This window comes from Candidatus Frackibacter sp. WG13 (assembly GCF_900114655.1).
Classification (GTDB): Bacteria; Bacillota; Halanaerobiia; order Halobacteroidales; family Acetohalobiaceae; genus Frackibacter.
Genome location: NZ_FOTT01000011.1, coordinates 38,876 through 63,857 on the forward strand (window position 1 = coordinate 38,876; position 24,982 = coordinate 63,857).

At 32.7% G+C, this 24,982-nt stretch carries 20 protein-coding genes and 1 tRNA gene; 18 read left to right on the forward strand and 3 right to left on the reverse strand.

Annotation, left to right across the window (positions count from 1 at the left end):
- The first annotated feature begins 129 nt into the window (after positions 1-129).
- From BM077_RS07205 to BM077_RS07235, 8 genes are all read left to right on the forward strand, one after another.
- Entirely contained in the window at positions 130-2,100 is a 1,971-nt protein-coding gene (locus tag BM077_RS07205) for a methyl-accepting chemotaxis protein (RefSeq protein WP_089749022.1), read from the forward strand.
- Positions 2,101-2,361: 261 nt separating this feature from the next.
- Positions 2,362-2,931, forward strand: coding sequence for a TetR/AcrR family transcriptional regulator (locus BM077_RS07210; protein WP_089749025.1), 570 nt, complete (start codon positions 2,362-2,364; stop codon positions 2,929-2,931).
- Positions 2,932-2,963: 32 nt separating this feature from the next.
- The gene (locus tag BM077_RS07215; protein WP_089749027.1) at positions 2,964-3,281 is read left to right on the forward strand and encodes a cupin domain-containing protein; all 318 of its coding nucleotides are present in this window, start codon (positions 2,964-2,966) and stop codon (positions 3,279-3,281) included.
- Positions 3,282-3,424: 143 nt separating this feature from the next.
- A complete protein-coding gene (locus tag BM077_RS07220; protein WP_089749029.1) occupies positions 3,425-4,696 on the forward strand; it encodes an efflux RND transporter periplasmic adaptor subunit in 1,272 nt (423 codons plus the stop codon).
- On the forward strand, positions 4,696-7,770 hold the full coding sequence (locus BM077_RS07225) for an efflux RND transporter permease subunit (protein ID WP_089749031.1): 3,075 nt from the start codon (positions 4,696-4,698) through the stop codon (positions 7,768-7,770). Before BM077_RS07220 ends, BM077_RS07225 begins: the two co-directional genes overlap by 1 nt.
- A gap of 121 nt (positions 7,771-7,891) precedes the next feature.
- Positions 7,892-9,814 carry an anaerobic carbon-monoxide dehydrogenase catalytic subunit gene (gene cooS, locus BM077_RS07230; RefSeq protein ID WP_089749033.1) on the forward strand — a complete coding sequence of 641 codons (1,923 nt, stop codon included), beginning with the start codon at positions 7,892-7,894 and terminating at the stop codon, positions 9,812-9,814.
- 273 nt (positions 9,815-10,087) lie between these two features.
- Positions 10,088-10,240 carry a hypothetical protein gene (locus BM077_RS13715; protein WP_176941663.1) on the forward strand — a complete coding sequence of 51 codons (153 nt, stop codon included), beginning with the start codon at positions 10,088-10,090 and terminating at the stop codon, positions 10,238-10,240.
- Positions 10,240-10,620 (forward strand): GGDEF domain-containing protein, encoded by a 381-nt coding sequence (locus tag BM077_RS07235; RefSeq protein WP_089749035.1) that lies wholly within the window; start codon positions 10,240-10,242, stop codon positions 10,618-10,620. The genes BM077_RS13715 and BM077_RS07235 overlap by 1 nt, the downstream gene beginning before the upstream one ends.
- A gap of 92 nt (positions 10,621-10,712) precedes the next feature.
- On the opposite strand, the gene BM077_RS07240 is transcribed toward BM077_RS07235, so the two are convergent.
- Positions 10,713-10,970 (reverse strand): AbrB/MazE/SpoVT family DNA-binding domain-containing protein, encoded by a 258-nt coding sequence (locus tag BM077_RS07240; protein ID WP_089749037.1) that lies wholly within the window; start codon positions 10,968-10,970, stop codon positions 10,713-10,715.
- 325 nt (positions 10,971-11,295) lie between these two features.
- Here BM077_RS07240 and BM077_RS07245 point away from each other — a divergent pair, with 325 nt between their 5' ends.
- The 5 genes from BM077_RS07245 to BM077_RS07265 all read left to right on the forward strand — a co-directional run bounded on the left by BM077_RS07245 (position 11,296) and on the right by BM077_RS07265 (position 15,689).
- On the forward strand, positions 11,296-11,868 hold the full coding sequence (locus BM077_RS07245; RefSeq protein WP_089749039.1) for a TetR/AcrR family transcriptional regulator: 573 nt from the start codon (positions 11,296-11,298) through the stop codon (positions 11,866-11,868).
- A gap of 24 nt (positions 11,869-11,892) precedes the next feature.
- A complete protein-coding gene (locus tag BM077_RS07250; protein WP_089749041.1) occupies positions 11,893-13,302 on the forward strand; it encodes an MATE family efflux transporter in 1,410 nt (469 codons plus the stop codon).
- A gap of 73 nt (positions 13,303-13,375) precedes the next feature.
- Positions 13,376-14,095 (forward strand): DUF169 domain-containing protein, encoded by a 720-nt coding sequence (locus BM077_RS07255; RefSeq protein WP_089749042.1) that lies wholly within the window; start codon positions 13,376-13,378, stop codon positions 14,093-14,095.
- 318 nt (positions 14,096-14,413) lie between these two features.
- Positions 14,414-15,340 carry a L,D-transpeptidase family protein gene (locus BM077_RS07260; RefSeq protein WP_255361585.1) on the forward strand — a complete coding sequence of 309 codons (927 nt, stop codon included), beginning with the start codon at positions 14,414-14,416 and terminating at the stop codon, positions 15,338-15,340.
- A 118-nt stretch (positions 15,341-15,458) separates the two neighbouring features.
- The gene (locus BM077_RS07265; RefSeq protein ID WP_089749046.1) at positions 15,459-15,689 is read left to right on the forward strand and encodes a glutathione S-transferase N-terminal domain-containing protein; all 231 of its coding nucleotides are present in this window, start codon (positions 15,459-15,461) and stop codon (positions 15,687-15,689) included.
- Between the two features lie 67 nt (positions 15,690-15,756).
- Here the strand turns inward: BM077_RS07265 and BM077_RS07270 are convergent.
- Positions 15,757-15,833, reverse strand: a tRNA-Met gene (locus BM077_RS07270).
- Between the two features lie 295 nt (positions 15,834-16,128).
- Here BM077_RS07270 and BM077_RS07275 point away from each other — a divergent pair.
- Entirely contained in the window at positions 16,129-16,947 is an 819-nt protein-coding gene (locus BM077_RS07275) for a patatin-like phospholipase family protein (protein WP_089749096.1), read from the forward strand.
- Positions 16,919-17,935: a YlbL family protein gene (locus BM077_RS07280; protein ID WP_089749048.1), complete on the forward strand. Its 1,017-nt coding sequence runs from the start codon at positions 16,919-16,921 to the stop codon at positions 17,933-17,935. The genes BM077_RS07275 and BM077_RS07280 overlap by 29 nt, the downstream gene beginning before the upstream one ends.
- Here BM077_RS07280 and BM077_RS07285 read toward each other — a convergent pair.
- Positions 17,910-19,187 (reverse strand): nucleotidyltransferase, encoded by a 1,278-nt coding sequence (locus BM077_RS07285; RefSeq protein ID WP_089749050.1) that lies wholly within the window; start codon positions 19,185-19,187, stop codon positions 17,910-17,912. The two genes, BM077_RS07280 and BM077_RS07285, sit on opposite strands and share 26 nt — an antisense overlap.
- A gap of 516 nt (positions 19,188-19,703) precedes the next feature.
- Here BM077_RS07285 and pta point away from each other — a divergent pair.
- From pta to BM077_RS07300, 3 genes are all read left to right on the forward strand, one after another.
- Positions 19,704-20,717: a phosphate acetyltransferase gene (pta, locus tag BM077_RS07290; protein ID WP_089749052.1), complete on the forward strand. Its 1,014-nt coding sequence runs from the start codon at positions 19,704-19,706 to the stop codon at positions 20,715-20,717.
- A 53-nt stretch (positions 20,718-20,770) separates the two neighbouring features.
- Positions 20,771-21,985 carry an acetate/propionate family kinase gene (locus BM077_RS07295; RefSeq protein WP_089749054.1) on the forward strand — a complete coding sequence of 405 codons (1,215 nt, stop codon included), beginning with the start codon at positions 20,771-20,773 and terminating at the stop codon, positions 21,983-21,985.
- A gap of 436 nt (positions 21,986-22,421) precedes the next feature.
- On the forward strand, positions 22,422-24,908 hold the full coding sequence (locus tag BM077_RS07300; RefSeq protein ID WP_090095198.1) for a U32 family peptidase: 2,487 nt from the start codon (positions 22,422-22,424) through the stop codon (positions 24,906-24,908).
- The last annotated feature ends 74 nt before the right edge of the window (positions 24,909-24,982 follow it).

Consider the following 24,982-nt stretch of genomic DNA (forward strand, 5'->3'; position numbering starts at 1 on the left):
TAAGAGGAGTAAAATCAGTTTTAAAAAATTAATAAAAAAGAAGGAGAACACCAATATTAGTCGAAATATGTAGATAAGGGATTATTAGATTAAATATCTATTTTTTGTCAATACGAAGGGGGAGTCACAATGAAGAAGATAAGTTCAAAGATTATTATTGCAATTACTGCTTGTTCAGTATTTATTGCCTTATTAGTAGGTGGTGTAAGTATTTTCAAGAGTACTAAATTAGCTAAGAGTTTGATAGAAGATAAGATTCATTTTATGACAGAAAGTCTTGCTAATGAATTTAATAATACGATTATTAATGTTGAGAATAATGTAGATGGATTGGCAACTACTATTAGGAGTACATTAGATTATAATAAATTATTATCGAATTCTAGTTATATGAGTCAATATAAAGAATTAATTGATCCGGTTATTAAGAGCTTTACCATGAATGATAAAAAAGCAGTACATACATACTTTTATTTAGATGCAAAAATAACAGGTGGAGAGGTATATAAAATTTATTATTCGAAGAATGAAAGTTCATCGGAGCAGACTGAGGAAGTAGATACAGTAGCTTCAGCAACCTCAAATAATAAGCAAAAAAATGCTGATTTAATTGTAAATGAGAATTTAGAATGGTATGATGAAGTGGTTAAGAGTAAGAGTGGTGTTTGGAGTGATTTATATAAGGATAAGGAAACAGGAGAGATGTTAATTTCTTATAAGAAACCTGTATATAGTGATGGACAATTAGTGGGTGTAGTAGGAATGGATATTAAAGCAGAGGAAATTAAGAACATTATTTTAGATATGAAAGTTTACAATAGTGGGTATGCATTCTTATTAAATGATACTTATGACTTTTTGATTCATAAAGATTTTTCTCAGAAAGATAATCTGGCTAATATTGATAATGGTAAGCTTAAATTCATAACTAAACAAATGAGTCAGAAGAATTTTGATGTTATAGAGTATCAACTAAAAGGTCAAGAAAAAATTATGGGTTATGCTCATTTAACGAACGGTAATATTTTAGGAGTTTCTGTTTCAGCAGATGAAGCTTTACAAGAAATATCTAGTTTAAGTTATTTTTTAATTGGGATAATAGTATTAGGTACTATAGTAGCAGTTCTTGTAGCTTGGTATTTAGGTAATTTATTAGCTAAACCGATAGTTAAAACAACAGAAACAGTTAGAGAAGTAGCTGATGGTAATTTAAATGCTGAAATAACAGAGGTTAGAACTAATGATGAGGTCGGTCAATTAGCTAATGCTTTTAATGAAATGATAAGTAACTTTAAGCAAGTTATAGCTGATTTATTAAGTACTGCTGAGGATTTAGCAGCTTATAGTGAAGAGTTATCGGCTTCGGCTCAAGAAGGTGATGCTACAATAGATATGACTAATGATTTGGTAGAAGAGATGACAGCAAATATTCAACAGATTTCAGCTAGTGCTGAAGAGGTAACAAGCTATGCTCAGGAGTCTAGTTCAAAGACAGAAGTAGGGAATGAGAATATTGAAAATACATTAGCGAGCATGAGAGAGATTAGTCAAGCAGTTAATAGCTCAGTAGAAGTCATTAATGATTTAGATAGTAACTCTAAAGAGATCGGTGAAATAGTAGAATTAATTACTGACATTGCAGAACAGACTAATCTATTGGCGTTAAATGCTGCTATTGAAGCGGCAAGAGCTGGGGAAGCTGGAAAAGGATTTGCAGTAGTAGCAGAAGAGATTAGAACATTAGCAGAAGAGACAAATGATGCCACTGAGAGAATTGCTAATTTAATTCGAGAAACTCAGCAGAAATCTGATACTGGTCTTAAGGCTATTCAGGAAGTAAAGAGTAAAGTGCAGGAGGGTCAAGAAGTAACTGAAGAAGCCGGTGAAGTCTTTAAAGAGATTCAAGAAGCCAGTGAAGAAACAGCTGCCCAAATTCAACAGACAGCAGGAGCTACTCAAACTTTAGCTCAAAGTAGTGAAGAAGTGAAGGGGGCTACGACAGATATTCAGAATATGTCTAATGAGATAACTCATTCTTCACAGGAATTAGCTAATATGGCTCAAAAACTAAAAGAAATAGTTAGCGAGTTTAAATTATAAGTTAGGAGAATTGAATAGAGTTCTTCTTAATAAGAATCCAGGTTAACCTGGATTCTTATTTTTTATAATTAATTTTGCATATCTTAAATTAAAATATGCAAAATAAGATTAGGAATAGAATTGAAGTTAGTTTTGTGATTTATATCATAGAAGTTTTAAGCTTATTAGATTATTATTAAGTTACAGTATTTTTTTAAACACCAGTGAATGAACATTCATTCATTAATTTATTTATTCATAAATTAACTAGGAGGGATACTAGTGAACAAAAAAGAATTAATCCGACAAAGTGCAATTAAGATTATCGCAGATGAAGGTTACTACAATACAACAATTAAGATGATTGCTGATGAGGCTGGAATTGCTGTTGGTACTATCTATAATTATTTCAATAATAAGCAGGATATTTTAAACCATATATTTGCAGTGGAACTTGATAAGAGGATTAAGATATTAACGAGGGTGAAAGAAGATGAGAGTTCATTAAAGGAAAAATTAAATACCTTTTTAGACCTCCATTTTAATAAGTTAGAAGCTAATCCAGATGTAGCTACAGTTTTAGTACAAGAAATGAGTCAGCCAAGAAAGTATGGATTAGAAGCGATTGATAACTTTATGAATGAATTACCAGAGTTATTAGGAGAAATAATAGAAGTTGCTGTGGAAGTAGGGGAAATTAGAGAGGTTAATTCAGAATTAATCGCCAATGCTATTTTCCATACTATTCGTGGTATGGTAACTAAGACAAAGACTAGTGAATTAGATTATAATTTAAAAGATGTTAAGGAAGAGATAATTAATTTTATTTGGTTAGGATTAAATTTAAAATAAAGACCTATAAATTCTAAAGGAGGAGATTAATTATGGAAATTATTAAGATGAATGAGATTGAAGGTAGAACTAATAAGAGGGGGGTTACGGCTAAAAAGATCTTGAAGCATGAGCATGCTCAAATAATGAACTTAGTTTTGAATCCTGGTGATGTAGTGCCTGAACATTCGGTTCCAGTTGATGTTTTCTTCTATATTGTAGAAGGTAAAGGAAGATTACAGATTGGAGATGAGGCTAAAGTAGTAGAGGCTAAGGATATTATTCCGTGTCCTGCTAATACAGAGATGTCACTTAAGGCAGACCAAGATGAAGAGTTTGTAGTTTTAAATGTAAAGACACCTAGTCTGTAAATAATATTTAATAATCTCCCCTTCTATATAATTTGAGCTGAATATAGAAGGGGAATTTATTATTTAGAGGCAAAATATGATTATCAAATAGCAATAGCTCAATTAAATAAAGCTATGGGAGTTAGGAATAGGAGGGGTCTATAATGAATTTTTCTAAACGAAATTCAGTAATATTTAGTTTGATTTTAATGTTAAGTTTAATGATAATATTGGCTGGTTGTAGCAAACAAGTAAAAAGAGTAAACCAGACTAAAGAAGAAGTGAAGAAATCACCAGTTAGTATTTTGACGGCTAAAAGAAAAGATTTTAAAGTTAAGTTACCAGTGACTGGAACTATTGAAGGCATTAAAGAGATTAAGGTATTTGCAGAAAGTAATGGGAGATTAGTAAATTTAAGGATTGGAGAAGGAAGTCAGGTTAAAAAGGGTGAGATTATTGGTTCTTTAGAAAAAGATAATTTAAAAGTTAACCTTAAACAAGCACGAGCAAATCTAGAGATGAATCAAGCAAATTTAGCTAAAATAAAAGCAGGAGCACGTCCTCAAGAAATAAAACAGGTCCAGGCAGTTCTTCATCAAGCACAAGCAAGTTATAATAAGTTGAAATTGGACTATGATAGAATTAAAAGCCTGTATGAAAAAGGAACGACTACTAAAGCCCGTTTGGATGCGGTTAAGGCTAATTATGAAGTGGCAAAGGCTAAATTAGAATCTGCTAAAGAGAATTTATCTTTAATTAAAGCTGGAGCTAGAAAAGAAGATATATTAGCTGCTAAAGCAAAGGTAAAACAGGCTAAAGCAAAACTAGAATCATCTAAATTACAATTAAATGATGCTAATATTACAGCATCTATTTCAGGAGTTATCACTGATCTTTTTGTTGAGGAAGGTGAAATAGTCAAGCCTAATGCATCTTTAGCTTATTTAGTGAAGATGGGTCAGGTCTTATTAGAAGCTGATATAAGTACTAAAGATTTAGCAAAGGTGAAAAAAGGGCAGATGGTTGAAGTTAAAGTAGTTAGTTATCCTCAAAATATATTCAAAGGAGAAATTACTAGAATTGGAGATAAGGTTAATCAAAGAAGTAGAACTGTTCAAGTAAAGATTGAGATTGATAATTCTGGTCTTAAGCTGAAATCAGGTATGTTTGCTGAAGGAAAAATTATAATTGATACTTTTGAAGATGCCATTGTTCTATCTGAGAGAGTAGTAGAGCAAAGTGCTAATCAAGATATTATTTATGTAATTAAAGATGGAAGAGTAATTAAAAGAAAAGTAACAGGAGAATTGATTACAATAAATAAATATTTAGTGAAGAGCGGTTTAACCCAAGGAGAAAGAGTTATAATGACTAATTTAAATGAACTACAGGATGGCAGCCAAGTATACGTCAGAAAGCAAGGAAGTGGTCAATAATGAATTTACCTAAATTCTCTGTTGAAAAACCCTATACAGTAGTTGCTTCGGTTTTAATTATCTTATTATTAGGTGTCCTTGCTTTTAATACATTGCAGGTTAAATTATACCCAGAGCTTAATCCGACAGTAATTACAGTTATGACGGAATATTCAGGTGTGTCTGCTGTAGATGTTGATGAATTAATCAACGAACCTTTAGAAGATGAGTTAGGTACTGTTGAAGGAATAAAGAGTATCGAAGCTAAAGCACAGCAGGGGATTTCAATAGTTACCGCTGAATTTGGATATGAAAAAGATATTAACGTGGCAGCAGTAGATATTCAGAATGTCATTAATCGGATCAGAAATCAACTACCTAAAGATATTGAAGAACCGAAGGTGTTAAAGGTTGATTCATCTAATAAACCGGTCTTAACGATTTCGGTAAATGGATTAAATTCTTTAGTAAAGCTAAGGAGTTTGGTTGAAAATGAAATAAGACCACAATTTCAGGTAGTAGATGGAATTTCTGCGGTTAATCTATTTGGAGGATTAGAAAGAGAAGTAATTATTACTGTAGATAAGAGTAAGTTAAAAGCCTATCAAATTCCAATTAATGCAATTACTCAAAGAATCAAGAATGAAAATGTAAATAAGCCAGCTGGAAAGATAACTATAAAAAAGAATGAATATCTAATTAGAGCTATCGGCGAGTATGAAAAGATAAAAGATTTAAAGAATATAGTTATTAGTAATTTTAATGGTCGATTAGTTAAATTAGGGGATGTTGCTAGAGTCAAAGATAGCCATGCAGAAAAGAGAAGTCAGTTTCGAGTAAATGGCAAAGAGACAGTTGCTATTAATATTAAAAAGACTGATGAAGCAAATACTGTGGAAGTCGTTAAGAAGGCTAAAAGAGTATTATCAAATTTAAAGCAAGATTATCCTCAACTCACCTTTGAAATAGTAGATGATCAATCAGACTTAGTAAATATAGTGGTAAATAGTATGGTTAGTAGTTTAAGAAGTGGGATTATCTTAACGATTATTATTCTCTTCTTATATTTGACTAGTGTGAGAAGTACTTTGATTGTGGCTTTATCGATTCCAGCTACCTTTCTAGTTGCTTTAACGTTGATTAAGCTTTCTGGCTTAACTCTAAATATGGTTACGATGTCAGGATTAATCTTAGCGACTGGAATGTTAGTCGATGATTCAATAGTGGTAACTGAAAGTATAGTACGACATATTAAATTAGGAAAATCTCCTTATCGAGCAGCTGTTAAGGGTGCAAAGGAGATTATGTTAGCAAGTATGGCCGGAACTACTACTTCAATTATCGTTTTATTACCACTAATCTTTGTTGGTGGTTTCGTTCAGCAGATGTTTAGACCTTTAGCATTGACATTAGTCTTTGCTTGGACGGCATCAGTTATTCTATCATTAACATTTATTCCGTTCTTAGCTTCGGTTATCTTAAAAAGAGATAACGGATTGAATAGATTAGAAAAATATATATCGTTCTTTAGTAAAGGTGTAGACTTTTTACGAGAGAAGTATATTCAAATATTGGAGTTTGGTTTAGGTAAGTGGTATATTGTAATTCCATTAATTCTAATGATCTTTGTCGGAACAATTAGAATGGTGCCACAAATTGGTGCTGAGAAGTTGCCTAAGATGGATTCCGGACAGATATATATTTCTATTGAAAGTGAGCCTGGTTCTTCTCTAAAAAAGACTAGTAATATAGTTAAACAAGTAGAAGAAATTTTAGCTCAGGAAGAAGAAATAGTGACTTTTTCTAGTCAAATAGGCTTCGAGTCAGGAAGCCTTTCTAGTAACAAGACGGGAGCTATAGGTGTTCAACAAGCTAATATTTCGGTTATTCTCACTGATAGACATGACCGCCAAGAAAGTATTTGGCAAATAGAAGATAGAATAAGGACTAAAATAGCAAAGATTCCTGGTATTAGGTCTGCAGTAGTGCGCGAAGTGGGAACTACTGTGCTTTCAACTACAGAAGCACCGGTTGTAGTCAGAATTTCTGGTGCTGATCTAAAAAAATTAGAGAAGATAGCTAATGAAATCAAAGATAAAATTTCTAATGTGCAAGGGCTATCCAATATAGCAACAACTTGGACTTTAAATAATCCAGAGTATCATCTTGACTTAGACCACCAACGCTTAGCAGATTTAAACTTAACGGCTAATGAAGTTGTTAAGCAAACAATGATTGGACTAGAAGGTTTAGAAGTTTCAAAATTTAATTTACCATATAAAGATGATTTAGATATTAGAGTGAAGTATCAAGAAGAAGATCAGAATCAATTAACTGATTTAGATGAAGTTATGATTAAGTCTCCAAATGGACCAGTAATTCCTTTGAAGTCGCTAGTAGAGATAAAAAAGAGTAAAGAAGCTAATCTAATTACAAGAGAGGACTTTAAGAAAACTATTAAAATTTTAGCTTACAATCAAGGTCGACCATTAAGTAAGGTAGCTAATGAAGTGAAAGCTAGATTACAGAAGGCTAATCTTCCGGCTGGTTACGAAGCTAAACTTGTCGGTCAACAAGAGGATTTGAAGAAATCAATGAAGAGAATGGGAATTAGCTTTGTTTTAGCTATATTGCTAGTCTATATAGTTTTAATCAGTCAATTTAAATCTTTTGGTCAGCCATTGATCATTATGTTAGCTATTCCGTTAGAGCTTATTGGAGTGGTAGGTGCTTTATTTATTACCGGTAAGTATCTTTCACTACCGGCAATGATGGGAATTATTTTAGTAACTGGAATTGTAGTTAATAACTCAATTTTATTAATAGATAGAACTATTTCCAATAGAGAAGAAGGATTAGACCTTAAGGAGGCGATTATAGAAGCGGCTGCGACTCGATTTAGACCTATTTTAATGACAGTAACGTCTACTATTGGCGGAATGTTACCTTTAGCCTTAGCTTTAGCTACAGGGTCAGAAAGATTTGCTCCTCTAGCTACTAGTGTAATAGGTGGTTTAATTGTTTCAACTTTCTTAACTCTAATTTTGATACCAGTAGTCTATAATTTAGCAGCAAAGATTAGAGATAATAGATAGAAGAATATTCGATAGTGACTAATTTTTAAATTAAATATCTATTATAAATCATAACAAATTATAATAAATCTTCTCTTTTTGACAAAGAATAATAAATAATAAGATTAAAGGAGGAGATTTAATGGCCGAAGAAATTCATTTTAGAGAAGTATTGGATGGCAGAGTTAGTATTCATGATTCTGTGCAGGAAATGTATGAAAAAAGATTAACTAAAGATGGGATGAGTAATACTTTTGATCGATTTGATGCCCAAGATAGAATTAGGTGTAAGTTCTGTGTTGACGGGGTAAGTTGTCAGTTATGTACTAATGGACCATGTCGTATTTCAGAAAAAGCCGATGCTAATCTAGGAACTTGTGGTATTGATCCTAATGCTATGGCTATGCGGGATATGCTACTTAGAAATGTTATGGGGACTAGTACCTATACTCATCATGCCTATAATGCATTTAGAACTCTTAAAGCAACTGCTCAAGGAAAGACGCCGTTTGGAATCGTTGATGAAAAGAAATTACGAGATATTGCAGCGGCAGTAGGTATTGATAATTCTGGTGCGAAAGAAGATGTTGCTATTCAATTAGCAGACACGATGATTGGACAGTTATATTCTGGATATGAAGATTCACCACTGATGGTTGACACTTTTGCGCCAAAGCATAGAAAAAAACTGTGGAAGGATACAGGTCTATATCCATCGGGGGTAGTACATGAGATTAAAGATTCTACAGCTAGTTGTTTAACTAATGTTGATGGTTATCATGTATCTATGGCCAAGAAAGCCCTACGTCTTGGGATAGCAACTATTTATGGAGCACAACTTGGTTTAAATTTAGTACAAGATATGCTATTTGGAACACCTGCTCCTCATTCAATTCAAACAGATTTAGGAATTCTTGACCCTGATTATATTAATATTGTATTTAATGGACATGAACCGTGGACAGGAGTAGCTACTATTTATGCTGCGCGCGATGAGAAAGTGCAACAAAGAGCCAAGGACGCTGGAGCTAAGGGAATTAGAATTATCGGTTGTATTGAAACCGGTCAAGAATTGGCCCAAAGGTTTGGAATGGATGATGTCTTTGGCGGTCTAATCGGGAACTGGTTAGCGATTGAACCTGCTTTAGCTACTGGTGCAATTGATGTCTTTGCTATGGATGAAAACTGTTCACCACCGAACTTAAAACCTTATGAAGATAAGTATCAAGTTACTTTAGTTTCTGTTAGTGATTTGGTTAGAATTCCTGGAGTAGAAAGAAACTATAATTATATGCCTGAGAAGATTGGTGATACGGCACAAGAACTAATAAATATGGGAATTGAAAACTTTAAGCAACGAAATGAAAGAGGCATTGAGCCGTATGTACCAAAAAGAACTCAAGAAGCAATTGCTGGGTTTTCTACTGAATCTGTGTTAGAAGCTTTAGGTGGTAAACTAGATCCATTAGTAGATGTAATTAAAGATGGAAATATTAAAGGAATTGTTGCTTTAGTTAACTGTACTACTCTTCAGAATGGTCCTCATGATTATATGACGGTTAAGTTAACCGAAGAATTAATTAAGAAGGATATTTTAGTAGTAACAGGTGGTTGTGGTTGTCATGGTCTTGAAGTAGCTGGACTAGCTAGTATGGAAGCTATTGATCAAGCAGGAGATGGATTAAAAGCTGTCTGCGAGCAGTTACAGATTCCACCAGTATTACCTTTCGGGACCTGTACAGACACGGGAAGAATTTCAACAGTAGTTACTGCTATAGCTGATTTTTTAGACGTAGATACTTCTGATCTTCCAGTAGCGGTAACTGCACCACAATATTTAGAACAGAAAGCAACGATTGATGGTGTATTTGCTTTAGCTTATGGACTTTATACTCACTTGTCTCCAACACCTCCGGTGACTGGTGGAGAAAAGTTAGTTAAACTTTTAACTGAAGATTTAGAAGGGATTAGTGGTGGTAAAGTAGCGTTAGGCGAAGACCCAGCTGCAGTTGCTAATGATATAGAAGCTCATATTATAGAGAAAAGAGAAGGATTAGGGATTTAATTAATTTAAAAAATTAAATTATAAAGGCTCCTCTGTAAGTTTGCAGGGGAGTTTTTTATTTTTAAACATAAAGTTTTGTGAGATTTATCAAATAAGAAAGTGATTCTTTTAGCTGAAGTTGAGAGTAATAAATGAGATAATATACCTATAATAAAACTTTACACACTGAATAATATTATAGAGGAGTGAGCTATAACTATGGATATATTATCAAAAGATTCAATAAAGAGGTATTAAAATAAGGTTGAGTTTTGTTATTTAGGGGGGGTAAGGATGAAAGTTAAGTTAAAAAAGCAAACAGAATCAAGGATAACAAAGACTAAATATTTTCTAATAGCAATTTCAATATTAGCGTTATTATTAACGACAGTTTCTTTCTATTTTTGGTTAAAAAATATTAAGAAGCAATATTATAAGCGGTTATAATGTATGACTTAGACCATTTTAAAGATGTAAATGATACATATGGTCATAACTGTGGTGATCTTGTTTTAAAGGAAGTTTCACAAACAGTCAAGGATGAAGTGAGACAAAACGATATAGTAGGTAGACTTGGTGGAGAAGAATTCTTATTAATCTTACCTAACACCGATGGTCAAAATGCAATTAAGGTTGCAGAGAAATGTCGAAAAGCAATTGAAGAAATGAAGATTAATTATAAAGAAAATAAAATTAAAATAACAGCTAGTTTTGGTGTTACTGAGGTAAGTAATAGCATAGACACGACAGATGAATTGCTTAATATCGTTGATAAGAATATGTATGAAGCAAAGTCTAGTGGAAGGAATAAGGTTTACGGTTCTTAGTTTAAGCTGGTGCTAGTGAAGAATCAAATAAATTATAAGCCGGATTCAATAATTATTGAATCCGGCTTACTTAAATAAGTTATTAATTTTAGTTAAGCAGATTGTTCGATAACTTCTTTCATGTTATCTAAACATTCAGAGCAGATGGTCTTACCCTTGAATTCGATCGTTTCACCTGCGTTTCCACAGAAGACACAAGCAGGTTCATATTTTTTGAAGATGATTTTATCATCATCCACGTATATTTCTAAAGGATCTTTAGTTTCAATATGTAAAGTTCTGCGGAGCTCAACAGGAATTACTACTCTCCCTAAATCATCTACTTTTCTAACAATACCAGTTGATTTCATTATTTATTTCCTCCTTTGCTACATTATTCGACATAACTTCTACATTTATTATATAAAGATTAAAGTCTTTTGTCAAGCAATTTATTATTAAAATAGAATTATTTATAAATAATTCTATTTTAATACCAATATAGTATTTAAAATACTATATTTAAGGAACATTTTAGAAACGTTTAAATTAATATTAAGTAAAAAGTCACAATTGTTAATCGTTAATTAATATATATTTATCCCTATCATTGACATATAATAAAAACTAAGATATAATATTTCTAGACTGACCAGTCGGTTGATAAGTATATTTAACAAGGAATGGGTGGCAAATATGAAAACTAAGGATAAAATTATAGAAGTAGCAGTAGAGTTATTTGCTAATTATGGCTATCATAAGACTACTATGGATTTAATAGCTGAAAAAGCTGGGGTAGCAAAAGGAACTTTATATTGGCATTTTTCAAGTAAGAATGAATTATTTAATGGGATTATAGAACGAAATTTAAATAAGTATTTTAATTTTTTAGAAGAGGTTAGAGATAATAAAGAATTAAATACTCATCAAAAGATTGAATATATAATCGATAATCAATCTACTTTCTTTAATAAACACCAATCTATTATTAGAGAGTTAATGAGTAATCAGGAAGGAATAGATAAGGAATGTAAAGAAAGAATTTTGACATTGAAAGATAAAAATATAAATTTATTGTCAGCAATCTTTCAACAAGGAATTAATAATAAAGAGTTTAGTTTAGTTGATTCACATATAGCAGCATTAGCATTTATGGGGATTAATATTATGGTATCTAGGGAGGAAGAGTTATTCTTAGGTAATAATCTAGATAGAACAAATCAGATCTTAAAAAATTTCATCTTTAATGGGATATTAAATGATAAATAGGAATAGAGAGAGGATTAAATTCAAATGACAAATACAGAAAAATTCAATGACTTTAATTATATTACTGATGGTCCCATATTGAAAGCAATTTTGAAGTTAGCATTACCTATAATGGCTAGTCAATTATTACAGACACTGTATAACTTAGTTGATACTTTATGGGTAGGAAAAGTAGGGGCGGAGGCAGTGGCTGCTATTTCAATAAGTTTTCCTTTAGTATTTTTAATGATAGCAATAGGGGTTGGATTAACTATTGCGGGTACGGCTATAATTGCTCAATATAAAGGTGCAAATAATTATGACCAAATTCATAGGGTTTTAGGTCAATTATTTCTCTTTGTAGAAGTTATTTCAATCGTTATTGGTATTATAGGTTTTTTATTAGCTGAAAAGATGATTGTTTTAATGGGGGCTGAACCTGCAATCATTAACGAAGCAGCTGGTTATTTAAAGATAATCTTTGCTGGAATGCCTTTTATGTTTGGTTTCTTTATCTTTTCTTCTACATTAAGGGGTATAGGAGACACAGTTACTCCAGCAATTATGATGGTGGTTTCTGTTATATTAAATATAATCTTAGATCCTTTATTGATTTTTGGTGTTGGGTTCTTTCCTGAATTAGGAGTCCAAGGTGCAGCTGTTGCTACAATCTTTTCACGAACAGTAGTGACTATTTATGCTCTAGTCTTATTAGTACGAGGTATAAAAGGCTTAAAATTAAAATTGAAGTATATGGTTCCAGATTTAGAGATAATTAAAATGATAATTAAAGTTGGGATTCCTTCTTCAGTAGAACAGTCAATGGTAGCACTAGGTCAATTATTTATGACAAATTTAGTTGCTTCTTTTGGTACAATGACCTTAGCAGCATACGGGATTGTTAATCGAGTTATAAATTTACCTATCATTCTTGCTTTTGGAATCTCAGCGGCATCTACTACTATGGTAGGGCAGAATATTGGTGCTGATAAAGAAGAGCGAGCAGAAAAGACATCATTTATAAGTATAAGTACAGCATTTATTGGATTGACATTAATTGGATTAATCTTAGTAATAAGTCCAGAAATGATAATTAGTATCTTTAATAAGGAACCAGAAGTATTGAAATTTGGAACAGAGTTTTTAAGGATAGTGGGGCTAACTGTTGGTTTTACTGGGGTTATGTATGTAGGTAATGGTGTCTTTAAAGGTGCTGGGAGAACGATTCCACCGATGATTATTTCTAGTTTAACATTGTGGGTTTTTAGATTAATATTAGCCTATATTCTCATTTATACATTTAAGTGGCAGCAGTTTGGTTTATGGTGGGCAGTTGCTATTTCGAATATAGTTGGTGCTTTAATAGGTGTCACTTGGCTTAAGGTTACAGATTGGAGTGACAAAATCGTCGATGATAGAATGATAGAACCAGAATTAGTTTCTGATAATGAATGACTTTTAAAATAAAGAAGAATGATGTTAAAGTTAAACTTATAAACTATAAACTCTTAGAAAGGAGGTGAACGTGATGAAGAGTAAGATTGCTGAAGCTATCAACTTAAAGACTTCACCCGTGGCTGTATTATGGACTGACCAGAAGCCAGAAGATGCTTTACAATTTAAAGAAGGTAGATGGGGCTGTGTTATTGCTATGTTAAACAAAGCAGCCCAAGGGAAGACGGCTGTGTTTGATGAGAAGACTCATGGCTGTCAAGGTGGAGCAACTGGCCTTGGTTTTAAGAAGTATGAGGAGGGTTATATTGAATACTTCCTTTCTACAGGAGAAAATATAGAAAAGGAAGGCGAGTTTTATAAGCAGTCTCCAGAATATGCGAAGGACTTTGTTAATAGTCTTCCTGATATTACTACTCCTACAAAGTATGTTGTTTTGAAGCCACTAGATAAAGTAACTGAAGATGAAGAACCAAAAGTAATAGTGTTTTTAGTAAATGCTGATCAAATTTCTGGTTTAACATTCTTTGCTAATTATGACCAACCGACTCAAGATAACGTAACTACCTTTTTTGGAGCAGGTTGTCACAGTACTATACTTCAACCAATTGAACAATCTAAATCAGATACTCCTAAAGCGCTTATCGGTTTAACAGATCCTTCGGCAAGAAAATTTGTTGATAAGAATATATTATCATTTAGTATCCCTTATGAACGCTTTTTAGAGATGGAGGATAATGTAGAAGAAAGTTTCTTAACTAAAGAAACTTGGGCGCCGATTAAAGATAGAATATAAATAAAGGCTGAGAGAGTTTTATAATTCAAAGAATTTTAATTTAAAAAACTTTAATTAGTCTATTGATATACCTTAATAAGGTATATCTTTTTTTATAATATAAGGTTCTTGCATAATTAATTGCTGACGCCCAAAAATTCCGCTTTTAAGTGGCTTACATCAATTAATTATGCTCTAATTTTGATTATGAAATTCGCTTAATATAAATAATTTTAGATTTTAATAATATTTTGATCTTATGTGAATAATAAATTAGTAATATTGATTACACAGAGGAGAAATTAACTATTTAAAATAATGACGAAGGAGGTATTAAGTTTGAAAAAGATAATAATATTTATTTTAATCTTTTGTTTTGTACTTACTTCTACAGGGTTAGCAATAGATTCTGAACTTAATTGTGATTGCCAAGAATATAGAAAATTATCATTACAAGAACCGAGATTAAAAGGAAACGATGTGTTAGAATTACAAAAAGAATTGAAAGATTTAGGGTTTTATGAAGATGAATTAACTTCAATCTACGATTGGAATACCTATCTTGCTGTTAAGGAGTTTCAAAAGGAGAGAGGTTTATCGGTAACAGGTAAGGCTGAAAAACATCTATGGCTAGAGTTAGCTAAAGCTTTAGGGAAAAAACCAACTACAATTCAAGTTGATAAAAAGAGTCCACCAGAAGGAGAGGTTTTAATTGTAGTAGATGGTTATGCTCGACAATTAATAGTATATGTAGATGGAGAAAAATATCAAACATTTCCCGTAGCTATCGGTAAGCCATCGACTAAATCTCCAGTAGGTGAGTGGACAGTAATCAGTAAGAATGTTCGTCGTGGTGGTGCATTAGGAGTTAGATGGATAAGATTAAATGTGCCTTGGGGGAATTACGGAATTCATGGTACTAATCAACCAGGTTCTATTGGTAGAGCGGCTAGTAAAGGGTGTATCAGAATGTTTAATCGTGATGTTAAAGTTCTTTATCCTTGGGTTGAAGTAGGAACTAAAGTTAAAATTATTGGCAGAAGAGACCCCATTGAGATAACTCATAATCTTCGTCCGCATCAAGCAGGCAAAGATGTATTATTATTACAAGAGAAATTGAGGGAATATGGGTTTAATGCTGGGCGAACGGATGGCAGGTTTGGTGAACAGACTATAGAAGCTATAAAAGAGTTTAAATATATTTATGGATTACAAGATGATTTAATTGGTGATAAGAATACACTTTATATTTTGGGGATAGAATAAATTGATAAAATTAAAAAAATAATTATCTATAGGCAGGATTTTAATTGCTAAGCAAGAATTTATCATAATAGTATAACGAGTTAGACCTGTGCTATTTTCATTATTGGGGAGGGATAGAATGATAAAATTATATCAATTTGAAACTTGTCCATTTTGTATAAAAGTAAGGAAAAAATTAGATGAATTAAATTTAAATTATGAAACAGTAGAAGTATCTAGGGATAGAGCTAAACGCACTAAGATAAAAGAATTATCTGGTCAGATTAAGGTACCAGTATTAGAAGATAGCGATGGAACAGTAGTCTATGATTCGAGTAGAATAGTTGAATATTTAGAAGATAATTATTAATTATAAAACCCCAAGATTTAAATCTTGGGGTCATTTTTTAATATGTAGTTTAAATTCAAATATAAAATGGTGGCGGCGCAGGGATTCGAACCCCGGACACTACGGGTATGAACCGTATGCTCTAGCCAACTGAGCTACCCCGCCAAGAAATATATTATTTTTATTGACTACAGTCATGTATTATAGTATATATTTAAGTATTAATCAATATTCATTATAAGACTATAAGGCCGATTAATTTATTTTATGATTGTCAAATTAGCTTTTATTAGCAAATACTTTAATTTATAAGAAGATTGAAATAGAAGTGTTTTTTGTATTTATGCAGGAAGAATCTTTTTTTTAAAAAAATAATATAAAAACAAGTATACTGTTTTAATGATGTAGATAATATAATAATATAATAACTTGAGTGGCAACAGGTTATTGGCTTGAGGTGATGGCAGTGGAGAGGAATCCTAAAATCGGTTTAGCTTTAGGGGCAGGTTCAGCTAGAGGGGTAGCTCATATTGGAGTTTTAAAGGCATTAGAAGCGGAAGGAATTAATATAGATTATTTAGCGGGCACTAGTATTGGTAGTATGATAGGTAGCTTTTATGCTGTTGGTATGGATTTAAAACGTTTAGAGCAGTTATCATATCAGATGGATTGGGATCTTGTAACTGATATAACTGTACCTAGGCAAGGCTTAATAGCTGGTAATAAAGTAAAAGAGTTTGTTCAGTTGTTGACTAAAAATAAAAAGTTTTCCGATTTAGATTTACCTTTTGCAGTAGTGGCTACAGATATTGAGAAGGGAGAAGAAGTGGTCATTACTGATGGGTTAGTTGCTGATGCTATTAGGGCAAGTATTTCTATTCCAGGTGTATATGTACCTTACCAAATTAAAGATAGACTATTAGTTGATGGAGCAGTTTTAAATCGGATTCCAGTCAATGTAGTCAGGGAGTTTGGAGCAGATATTATTATTGGTGTTGATGTAAGCTATAATATTCACCGTGATAGTAAGGTAGGTAATATATTTGACATTATTACAAAGGCGATAGGAATTATGGAAGAACAGATAGTTAAGTATAGAGGAATAGATGCCGATGTGATAATTAGACCTGAAGTAGGGCATGTGCCTTCAACAGCTTTAGAGCAAGCAGAAGAATGTGTAGAAGCTGGCATTAAAGCTGCTAAGGCAGCAGTGCCAGAGATTAAAGAATTGATTGAAAGGTGGGAGGAGAATGGCGAGATTTCGAGTGATAAGGCTTAAAAAAATAATGACAATCATTCTAATAATTTTTGTGGTAGTAACTTTGGCAGCGATTTGGCCTACTGATTATTACATAGAAGCTCCAGGAATAGCCAAAGAATTAGGACCGTTGGTGACAGTAGAAGATGGACATCAGGACAGGATTAAAGGTAAGTTTAGATTAACTGCGGTTTCTTTAGAGCCAGCTAGTGTATTAGAGTATTATTATGTTTCTTTGACTAAACCTAAAGGGTTAGCATTGACGCCTTTAAAACAACAGCTACCCTCAGGAGTAGACCCTAAAGAATACTTTGAGATGATGAAGGAAGTTATGAAAGAGAGTCAATTGAAAGCAAAGGCAGTTGCTTTGAAGCAAGCAGGATATGATCCAAAAATAACTGGTGAAGGAGCAAAAATTGTTCAAGTCCTAGAAAAAAGTAATGCAAAAGGTAAGTTAAAGAAAGGAGATATTATTACCAAAATAGACGGTGAACCAGTAGAACTTTTAACTGAAGTAGTAAGTAAGATTAGGGATAGAGAGGTTGGAGATTGGGTAGAGGTTGTAGTCAAGAGAGGAGAGGAGACAAAAGAATATAAGATTAAGACGAAGGAGATTGAAGAGAGCCCAGGAAAGCCTTCATTAGGAGTTTTGATTTCATCTTATAAGCGTTCCTATGAATTTCCAGTCGATATTGAAATTGATTCCGGTGATATTGGTGGTCCGTCTGCAGGTATGATGTTTACGTTAGAAATATTAAATCACTTAACTGAAGAGGATTTGACCCATGGCAAAGATGTTGCTGGGACAGGTACAATTGCACTTGATGGAAAAGTAGGAGAGATTAGTGGAGTTAGTCAGAAGGTATTAGCTGCGGAGAAGGAAGGAGTAGATATCTTTTTAGCACCTAAGAATAATTATCAAAGAGCTAAAGAGACTGCTACTCAATTAAAGGTAGTTTCTGTAGAGAATATTGAAGATGCCATTAATTTTTTGAATTCTTTAGAATAATTGGTTGTTTATAATCTTGACCAGCATGGCGGTATTCTTTATTCATATAAGCTAAAGAATATATATCAGTAGCTTTAATATCATAAGCTAACATCTTCTCTTTAAGAGAGTTAGGTTGATAGTTATTCTTGTAATGATTAGCAGTACGATTAACTACTGGTAATTCAGCTTTATCTTTCATTATTTTTAGTAAATCTTGTCCCTTTTCAGTAAAGCCTAAAATGCGTAAATACTGGGGACCGCCATTCTTATCAAACTCTTGAAGAAGACTCTTTTTTAAATCTAATAAAAGATGAATTAGTATTCTTTTAATTCGGGTTTGGGTAAAGCGTTTGGTCTTAATAAGAGAAATCAATTTACTTAAGGATGCTGTCTGATTGGCAGCATCTTTAATTCTATTTTCTAAGCCCCCGATAATGTCTTCGATTTTCTGCAATTGATTAGATGAAATACGGCGTAGTAGAGTAAGGATTGATAACTCAAAGTCGTTTAATGAAATAGGGCCTTTGTTCTGCATTAAACTTTCGTTCAAAATATTATATGAATGACTAGGAACTACATTATCTAGGTTTTGTAATTCTTTATTATTTAGAATTGCTTTACGAATAGCAGTAGCGCTAGTTATCTTACCTTTAATTTCTGTTTGATGATAATTAGCATCTTTTCGCTTGATAGTTAATGGCTGAATTGAACTTTCTGTTCTAATTAGGGCTTTAATATATTCAATGCCTAAGATATTATTTGGGTTATTAAGAATAGTTTTAAATTGTTTAGAGCTAGAACTATTTTTGAACTTAGTAAAATATTTTTGTAAAGCATTAGCCCTTGCTTCAGGGAAGGAGATTCCGGTTTGTAGTTCTTTTTGAATTAAGTTTGATAATTGGTCAGGTTCATAGGCTAATACTTCACTTATTTCTAATAACGGTTTAATACTGCCAATTTCACTGCCAAATACTATTTTGTTAACTATGCCAGTCTTATTTAGTAATTGAATACTACCATATGCAAAGTATTCAGCACTACGTAAAGCATAAGTAACTGGTAGTTCGATTATTAGGTCAACGCCATTTTTTAAAGCCATTTCAGTCCTAGTCCATTTATCTATAATAGCAGGTTCACCGCGTTGTACAAAGTTACCACTCATAATACAAACGACGTAATCAGCATTGCTAACTTCTATGCTTTTATTTAAATGATATAGATGTCCATTGTGAAAAGGATTATATTCAGTAATGAGGCCAACTACTTTCATGGATTATACCGACTCCTTAATTAATTTTAGTCCCAAATAAAGGGATAGAAGAATAGAATAATAAGTAACTATTTATTTCTTTAATTGAATCATTATTTCCTTCTATAATGACCACTTTCTCCTATAATAAGATAGAAATTTTGTATAAGATAAACATAGATTAATTTGTCCTTACATATTATTTATAATAAATATAATATTTTTTCTATTTTTTGCAGGAATAATCTATTTAATACAGAATATAGTTATGTAAGATGGTAAAATTTAATATTGATGGTATAATATTTTTGAAATTTAATTTTTAGTATTAAGTTTGGTGTTAAATTAATGATTTAATTACAAGGCCCAGATTAGAAAGGAGGGATGAAGTCTTTATTACTCTTAATCTGAATTTTCAGAAAATTTAAAAATATTAATCCATAGATAGATATCATACCTTAAATTTAATAATTCATTCATATAATAAATTGCATTTTGATAATTAATTTTCATTTAAGAAAAAGGAGGAATTTAAAGATGGGATTTGTTGAAGAAATTAGAACAAAGGCAGCAGAGGATAAGCAAACTATAGTGTTGCCAGAGGGTACAGAACCAAGAATGATTAAGGCTACACCTAAGATTTTAGAACAAGATATTGCTGACATTATTTTAGTTGGTGATGAAGTGGAGTTAAATCAGATAGCTGACGATGAAGGAGTAGATATTTCTGGAGCTGAGATAATCAATCCAGAAGAGTCAGATAAGCTAGATGATTTTGCTGATACTTTTTATGAGTTAAGAAAACATAAGGGGATTTCTAAAAAGGATGCTATAGAACAGATGAAGGATCCACTTTATTTTGGATCTATGTTAGTTAAGAAAGGGATAGCTGATGGTAAGGTTGCTGGAGCTTTAAATACTACAGCTAATGTATTACGTCCAGTAATCAGAATTATTGGTACATCAGATGATGTCTCTATAGTTTCTGGTTCTTTCTTAATGATTGTGCCAGACTGTGAATATGGTGCAGAGGGCAAAATGTTATTTGCCGATAGTGGAGTATTTCCAGAAGGTACTCCAGAGGAGCTAGCTGAATTAGCTATTTCTTCTGCCAATACTTTTGAAGTATTAACTGGAGAAGAGCCGATTGTTGCTATGTTATCATTCTCTACTAAGGGAAGTGCAGAGCACCCAATTGTAGAACGAATGAGAAAAGCAGCTGAAATCTGTAAAGAGAAAGCACCTAACTTACAAGTTGATGGAGAGATGCAAGGAGACGCTGCTTTAGTACCTGAAATTGGAGCTAAGAAGGCGCCAGATAGTGATGTCGCAGGTAAGGCTAACGTTTTAATCTTCCCTGACTTGAACGCAGGTAATATTGCTTATAAGTTGGTTCAGAGATTAGCTAAGGCTGATGCTTTTGGACCGTTAATTCAGGGTAATGCTTTACCGGTTAATGACTTATCAAGAGGATGTAGTGTAGAAGATATTGTTACTGTAAGTGCGATTACGGCAGTTCAGTCTCAGTTTAGAAAGTCACAAGAGGGCTAAATTGTGAAGAAGAATCTTTAAATAAATATTAAATTAATAAGGGGGCTAAATTTATGAAAGTGTTAGTTTTGAATTGTGGTAGTTCTTCGGCTAAATATCAGTTGATCAATATGGAAGATGAGTCGCCATTAGCAAGCGGGGTTGTAGAGAGAATTGGTATTGATGGTGCATTCTTGACACATGAACCAGTAGGAAGCGAAGAAGTCAAGATTGAGAATGAAATTCCAGACCATAGTGTAGCGATTAAGATGGTTATCGATGCTCTTTTAGATGATGATTATGGAGTAATTGATAGTATGGATGAGATTAGTGCTGTTGGTCACCGTGTTGTTCACGGAGGAGAGAATTTTGCTGATTCAGCATTAATCGACGATGAAGTGTATAATGCTATTGATGAAGTTAAGCACTTAGCGCCATTACACAATCCACCTAACTTATTAGGAATTCAGGTTAGCCAAGAGTTAATGCCTGAAACTCCTGATGTGGCAGTATTTGATACTGCTTTCCATCAGACAATGCCTGCTAAGTCTTATATGTATGCACTACCTTATGAATGGTATGAAGACTATGGGGTGCGTCGTTATGGTTTCCATGGTACTTCTCATAAGTATGTTGCTAGACGAGCAGCAGAAATTCTTGATAAGCCATTTGAAGACTTAAAGATTATTACTTGTCACTTAGGAAATGGAGCTAGTATGGCTGCTGTTAAAGGTGGTAAGGTAATGGATACTAGTATGGGGTTAACGCCATTAGAAGGATTAGTAATGGGAACTCGTTGTGGAGATATTGATCCGGCGATTGTACCATTTATGATGGAAAATGAAGGTTATGAGCCTGCAGAAATGGATAACGTATTAAATAAGAAGAGTGGTGTAGCAGGTTTATCTGGAGTAAGTAATGACTTTAGAGATATTGGAGAAGAGGCAGAGAATGGTAACGAGCAAGCACAGATAGCTATTGATGTCTTTGCTCAGCGTGTGAAGAAGTATATCGGTTCTTACTCTGCGGTATTAGGTGGAGCAGATGTGGTAGTCTTCACTGCTGGTATTGGTGAGAATGCTATCGATATTAGAGCTAAAATTTTAGACGGATTAGATTATCTAGGTCTTACTTTAGATGAAGAGAAGAACGATATGCGTGGCGAAGAGCAAGTAATCACTACTGATGATTCTGATAATATTGCTATAGTGGTGCCTACTAATGAAGAACTAGTAATTGCTCGTGACACTAAGCGATTAGTTGAAGAGGCTGAAGAAGTAGCTAGCTAAGATTGACATTTGTTAATGATTATAATTAAATAGAATGATAATTAATAGCTCCTGAGGTGAATTTATTACTTCAGGAGCTATTTTATGTAAAGGGTTGACACTTAAAAATAGTAAAAGTGTCAGCCCTTTTTTATTCTACTCTACACTAAGGACAGGACCTCTTAAAATCGGTTCTCCAACTCGTGTATTATCTAATTGAGGTCGAACTACAACATTAATTGGGAATAAAGTACCGCCAAAAGTTAAGAAAGTTGTAGCTGCCCATACCTCCTCTTTGATTTACCATATTTTATGAAATATTTAATTAAAATGTGCAGAGATTAGTTAATTATTTTTTTATTGCAATCATTATAGCGATAAGATACAATAATAATTGGTAAATATTTTTAAAAGTACTTGGTGATGATATAAACTAGAAGGGAGTCAAGGATTAGCAATGTATAATTATCATTCGGATAAACCAGAATTATTAGCACCAGTAGGGAATCGTGAAAGTTTGTATGCAGCAGTACAGAATGGGTGTGATGCTGTTTATTTAGGTGGGAAAGCTTTTAATGCCCGTGAAAATGCTCAAAATTTTACTGTAGATGAATTGAAAGAAGTCTTTAATTACGCTCATATTCGTGGAGTTAAGGTTTATGTTACGGTTAATACTTTATATAAAGATGATGAAGTTAGAGATGTACTTAAGTTCATAGAAAAGATCTATAATTATGGGGTAGATGCAGTAATTGTACAGGATTTAGGAGTGGCTCGCTTAATCAATGAAGCATTTCCAGATTTAGAATTACACGGGAGTACGCAGATGACTATACATAATTTAGAAGGAGCAAAGTATTTAGAAGATCTGGGATTTTCACGAGTGATTTTGGCTCGTGAGTTATCTTTAGATGAAATTAAAAAGATTATAAAAGGGACTAAATTAGAAGTAGAGACATTTGTTCATGGGGCTTTATGTGTCTGTTATTCAGGACAATGTCTTATGAGTAGTTTAATAGGTGGGAGAAGTGGGAATCGTGGTCGTTGTGCTCAGCCATGTCGTTTACCTTATACTTTGGTTGAGCTAGAAGATGAAGTGGTAGTCGGGAAAGAATATACTAATAGTCATTTACTTAGTCCTAAGGATATCAATACCTTAGAGATTTTACCGAATTTAATTGACGTCGGAATTCGATCGCTTAAAGTTGAAGGAAGGATGAAGCGACCAGAATATACTGCATTGGTAATAAAGAATTATCGCAAATATATTGATAATTATTTACAAAATAGACAGCAAAGCTATGGAGTTAGTGAGAAAGATAAAGAAGATATTAAACAGATATTTAATCGCGGTGGTTTTATTCCTGGATATTATCTTGGGAAAGAAGATTTAGATTTAATTAGTTATGAGCGACCTAAAAATTGGGGGATAAAGGTTGGAGAAGTAATTAATTATGATCATAGAAGTAAAGAATGCAAAATAAAATTAAGTACAGAGCTTAATTCTGGTGATGGAATTGAAATTTGGACTGAAGATGGTAGAAATCCTGGGCTTACCTTATCTAATTTTGAACTATTATCAGAAGATATAATAACAATTAATGTTAGAGGTAGAATTAAAGTAGGAGATTTAGTTTATCGTACATCGGATAAAGAGTTGTTAAGTGGTTTACAGAAAAGTTATGAGCAACCAGATACTATGAAAAAGATAGAGATTTATGGGCAGTTAATTGCTAATTTAGGCGATCCAATGCAGCTTAATATTTGGGAGCAGGAAGGACATTATGTGTCGGTAACTAGTGAATTTATTCCAGAAGAGGCTAGAAAGCAACCAATTACGGAAGAAGACTTTAGAGAGCAATTGAATAAATTAGGTAATACTCCTTATCAATTTGGAAATTTAGAGTTGGATGTTGATTATAATTTATTTGTACCTATCTCTAAAATAAATGAGCTGCGTCGTAAAGCGATAGAAAAGTTGAATCAAAAAAGAAGTAAGCAATTCATTGTAAATTCTCGTAATAATAGCTTGCAAGAAGAATATTTTGAATTAAAAGATGCTAAAAGAGAGGATAAATGTAAATTAACGGTCTATCTTAAAGAATTAGATTATTTAAACGATCTTTTAAGATTAGGAGTAGATAGAATTTATTGTGATAGTAAAGGGTTAAATATAGATGATAATATAGATGATATAGAAAGGTTAGCTCAAAAATTTATTAATTATGATACAGAATTATTTATTAAGTTACCACAGATTGCTCGTCAGGATGAAATGAAGGAAGTCAAAGAGAAAATTAGTAAGTTAGAGGCAAGTAATGTAGATGGTTATCTAGTTTCACAATTAGGTGTTGCTCAGATATTAAAAGGAACTGGTAAGGAGTTAATTGTTGACTATTCGGTTAATAATTTTAATAGTTATATGGTTAAACATTGGCAACAAGAGGGTTATCAAGGAGTTGTGTTATCACCTGAGCTTAATTTAAAAGAAATCAAAAGTTTAACTCAATATAATGAGATTGACAAAGAACTTATCGTTTATGGACACTTACCGATGATGGTTACTGAATATTGTCCAATTGGTAGTGTAGCAACAGATTTTGATATTAATAAAGATTGTAACCGCGAGTGTCTAGAAAACGATTATGGTCTATTAGATCGAAAAGGAATGGTTGCTCCTATTGAAACAGACCCAAGGACTTGTTCTACATTTATTTATAATAGTCAAACATTATACTTAGTAGATTATTTAACAGAGATTACTGAGGCAGGTTGTCAAAGCTATCGTCTTGATTTTACTTTTGAGGATAGGGAAGAAGTTATTGAAATCATTAGTGCTTACCAAGCTAAAATTAATAACGAAGATTTTGATTTTAATGAGTTAAAGGCTAAGATGAGAAGAAAAGATTATACTACGGGACACTTTTATCGCGGTGTGAAGTAGGAACGTGAAATAGGAATAAGTGGAAACGAATTTAATAAAATATATATATAAGGTTAAGATTGAGTAGATAACAG

Excerpts from the sequence above, each read along its gene's own strand:
- BM077_RS07205 (WP_089749022.1), top strand. The coding sequence starts at position 130 with ATGAAGAAGATAAGTTCAAAGATTATTATTGCAATTACTGCTTGTTCA.
- BM077_RS07215 (WP_089749027.1), top strand. The coding sequence starts at position 2,964 with ATGGAAATTATTAAGATGAATGAGATTGAAGGTAGAACTAATAAGAGG.
- BM077_RS07220 (WP_089749029.1), top strand. The coding sequence starts at position 3,425 with ATGAATTTTTCTAAACGAAATTCAGTAATATTTAGTTTGATTTTAATG.
- BM077_RS07225 (WP_089749031.1), top strand. The coding sequence starts at position 4,696 with ATGAATTTACCTAAATTCTCTGTTGAAAAACCCTATACAGTAGTTGCT.
- cooS (WP_089749033.1), top strand. The coding sequence starts at position 7,892 with ATGGCCGAAGAAATTCATTTTAGAGAAGTATTGGATGGCAGAGTTAGT.
- BM077_RS13715 (WP_176941663.1), top strand. The coding sequence starts at position 10,088 with ATGAAAGTTAAGTTAAAAAAGCAAACAGAATCAAGGATAACAAAGACT.
- BM077_RS07235 (WP_089749035.1), top strand. The coding sequence starts at position 10,240 with ATGTATGACTTAGACCATTTTAAAGATGTAAATGATACATATGGTCAT.
- BM077_RS07240 (WP_089749037.1), bottom strand. The coding sequence starts at position 10,970 with ATGAAATCAACTGGTATTGTTAGAAAAGTAGATGATTTAGGGAGAGTA.
- BM077_RS07245 (WP_089749039.1), top strand. The coding sequence starts at position 11,296 with ATGAAAACTAAGGATAAAATTATAGAAGTAGCAGTAGAGTTATTTGCT.
- BM077_RS07250 (WP_089749041.1), top strand. The coding sequence starts at position 11,893 with ATGACAAATACAGAAAAATTCAATGACTTTAATTATATTACTGATGGT.
- BM077_RS07255 (WP_089749042.1), top strand. The coding sequence starts at position 13,376 with ATGAAGAGTAAGATTGCTGAAGCTATCAACTTAAAGACTTCACCCGTG.
- BM077_RS07265 (WP_089749046.1), top strand. The coding sequence starts at position 15,459 with ATGATAAAATTATATCAATTTGAAACTTGTCCATTTTGTATAAAAGTA.
- BM077_RS07275 (WP_089749096.1), top strand. The coding sequence starts at position 16,129 with ATGGCAGTGGAGAGGAATCCTAAAATCGGTTTAGCTTTAGGGGCAGGT.
- BM077_RS07280 (WP_089749048.1), top strand. The coding sequence starts at position 16,919 with ATGGCGAGATTTCGAGTGATAAGGCTTAAAAAAATAATGACAATCATT.
- BM077_RS07285 (WP_089749050.1), bottom strand. The coding sequence starts at position 19,187 with ATGAAAGTAGTTGGCCTCATTACTGAATATAATCCTTTTCACAATGGA.
- pta (WP_089749052.1), top strand. The coding sequence starts at position 19,704 with ATGGGATTTGTTGAAGAAATTAGAACAAAGGCAGCAGAGGATAAGCAA.
- BM077_RS07295 (WP_089749054.1), top strand. The coding sequence starts at position 20,771 with ATGAAAGTGTTAGTTTTGAATTGTGGTAGTTCTTCGGCTAAATATCAG.
- BM077_RS07300 (WP_090095198.1), top strand. The coding sequence starts at position 22,422 with ATGTATAATTATCATTCGGATAAACCAGAATTATTAGCACCAGTAGGG.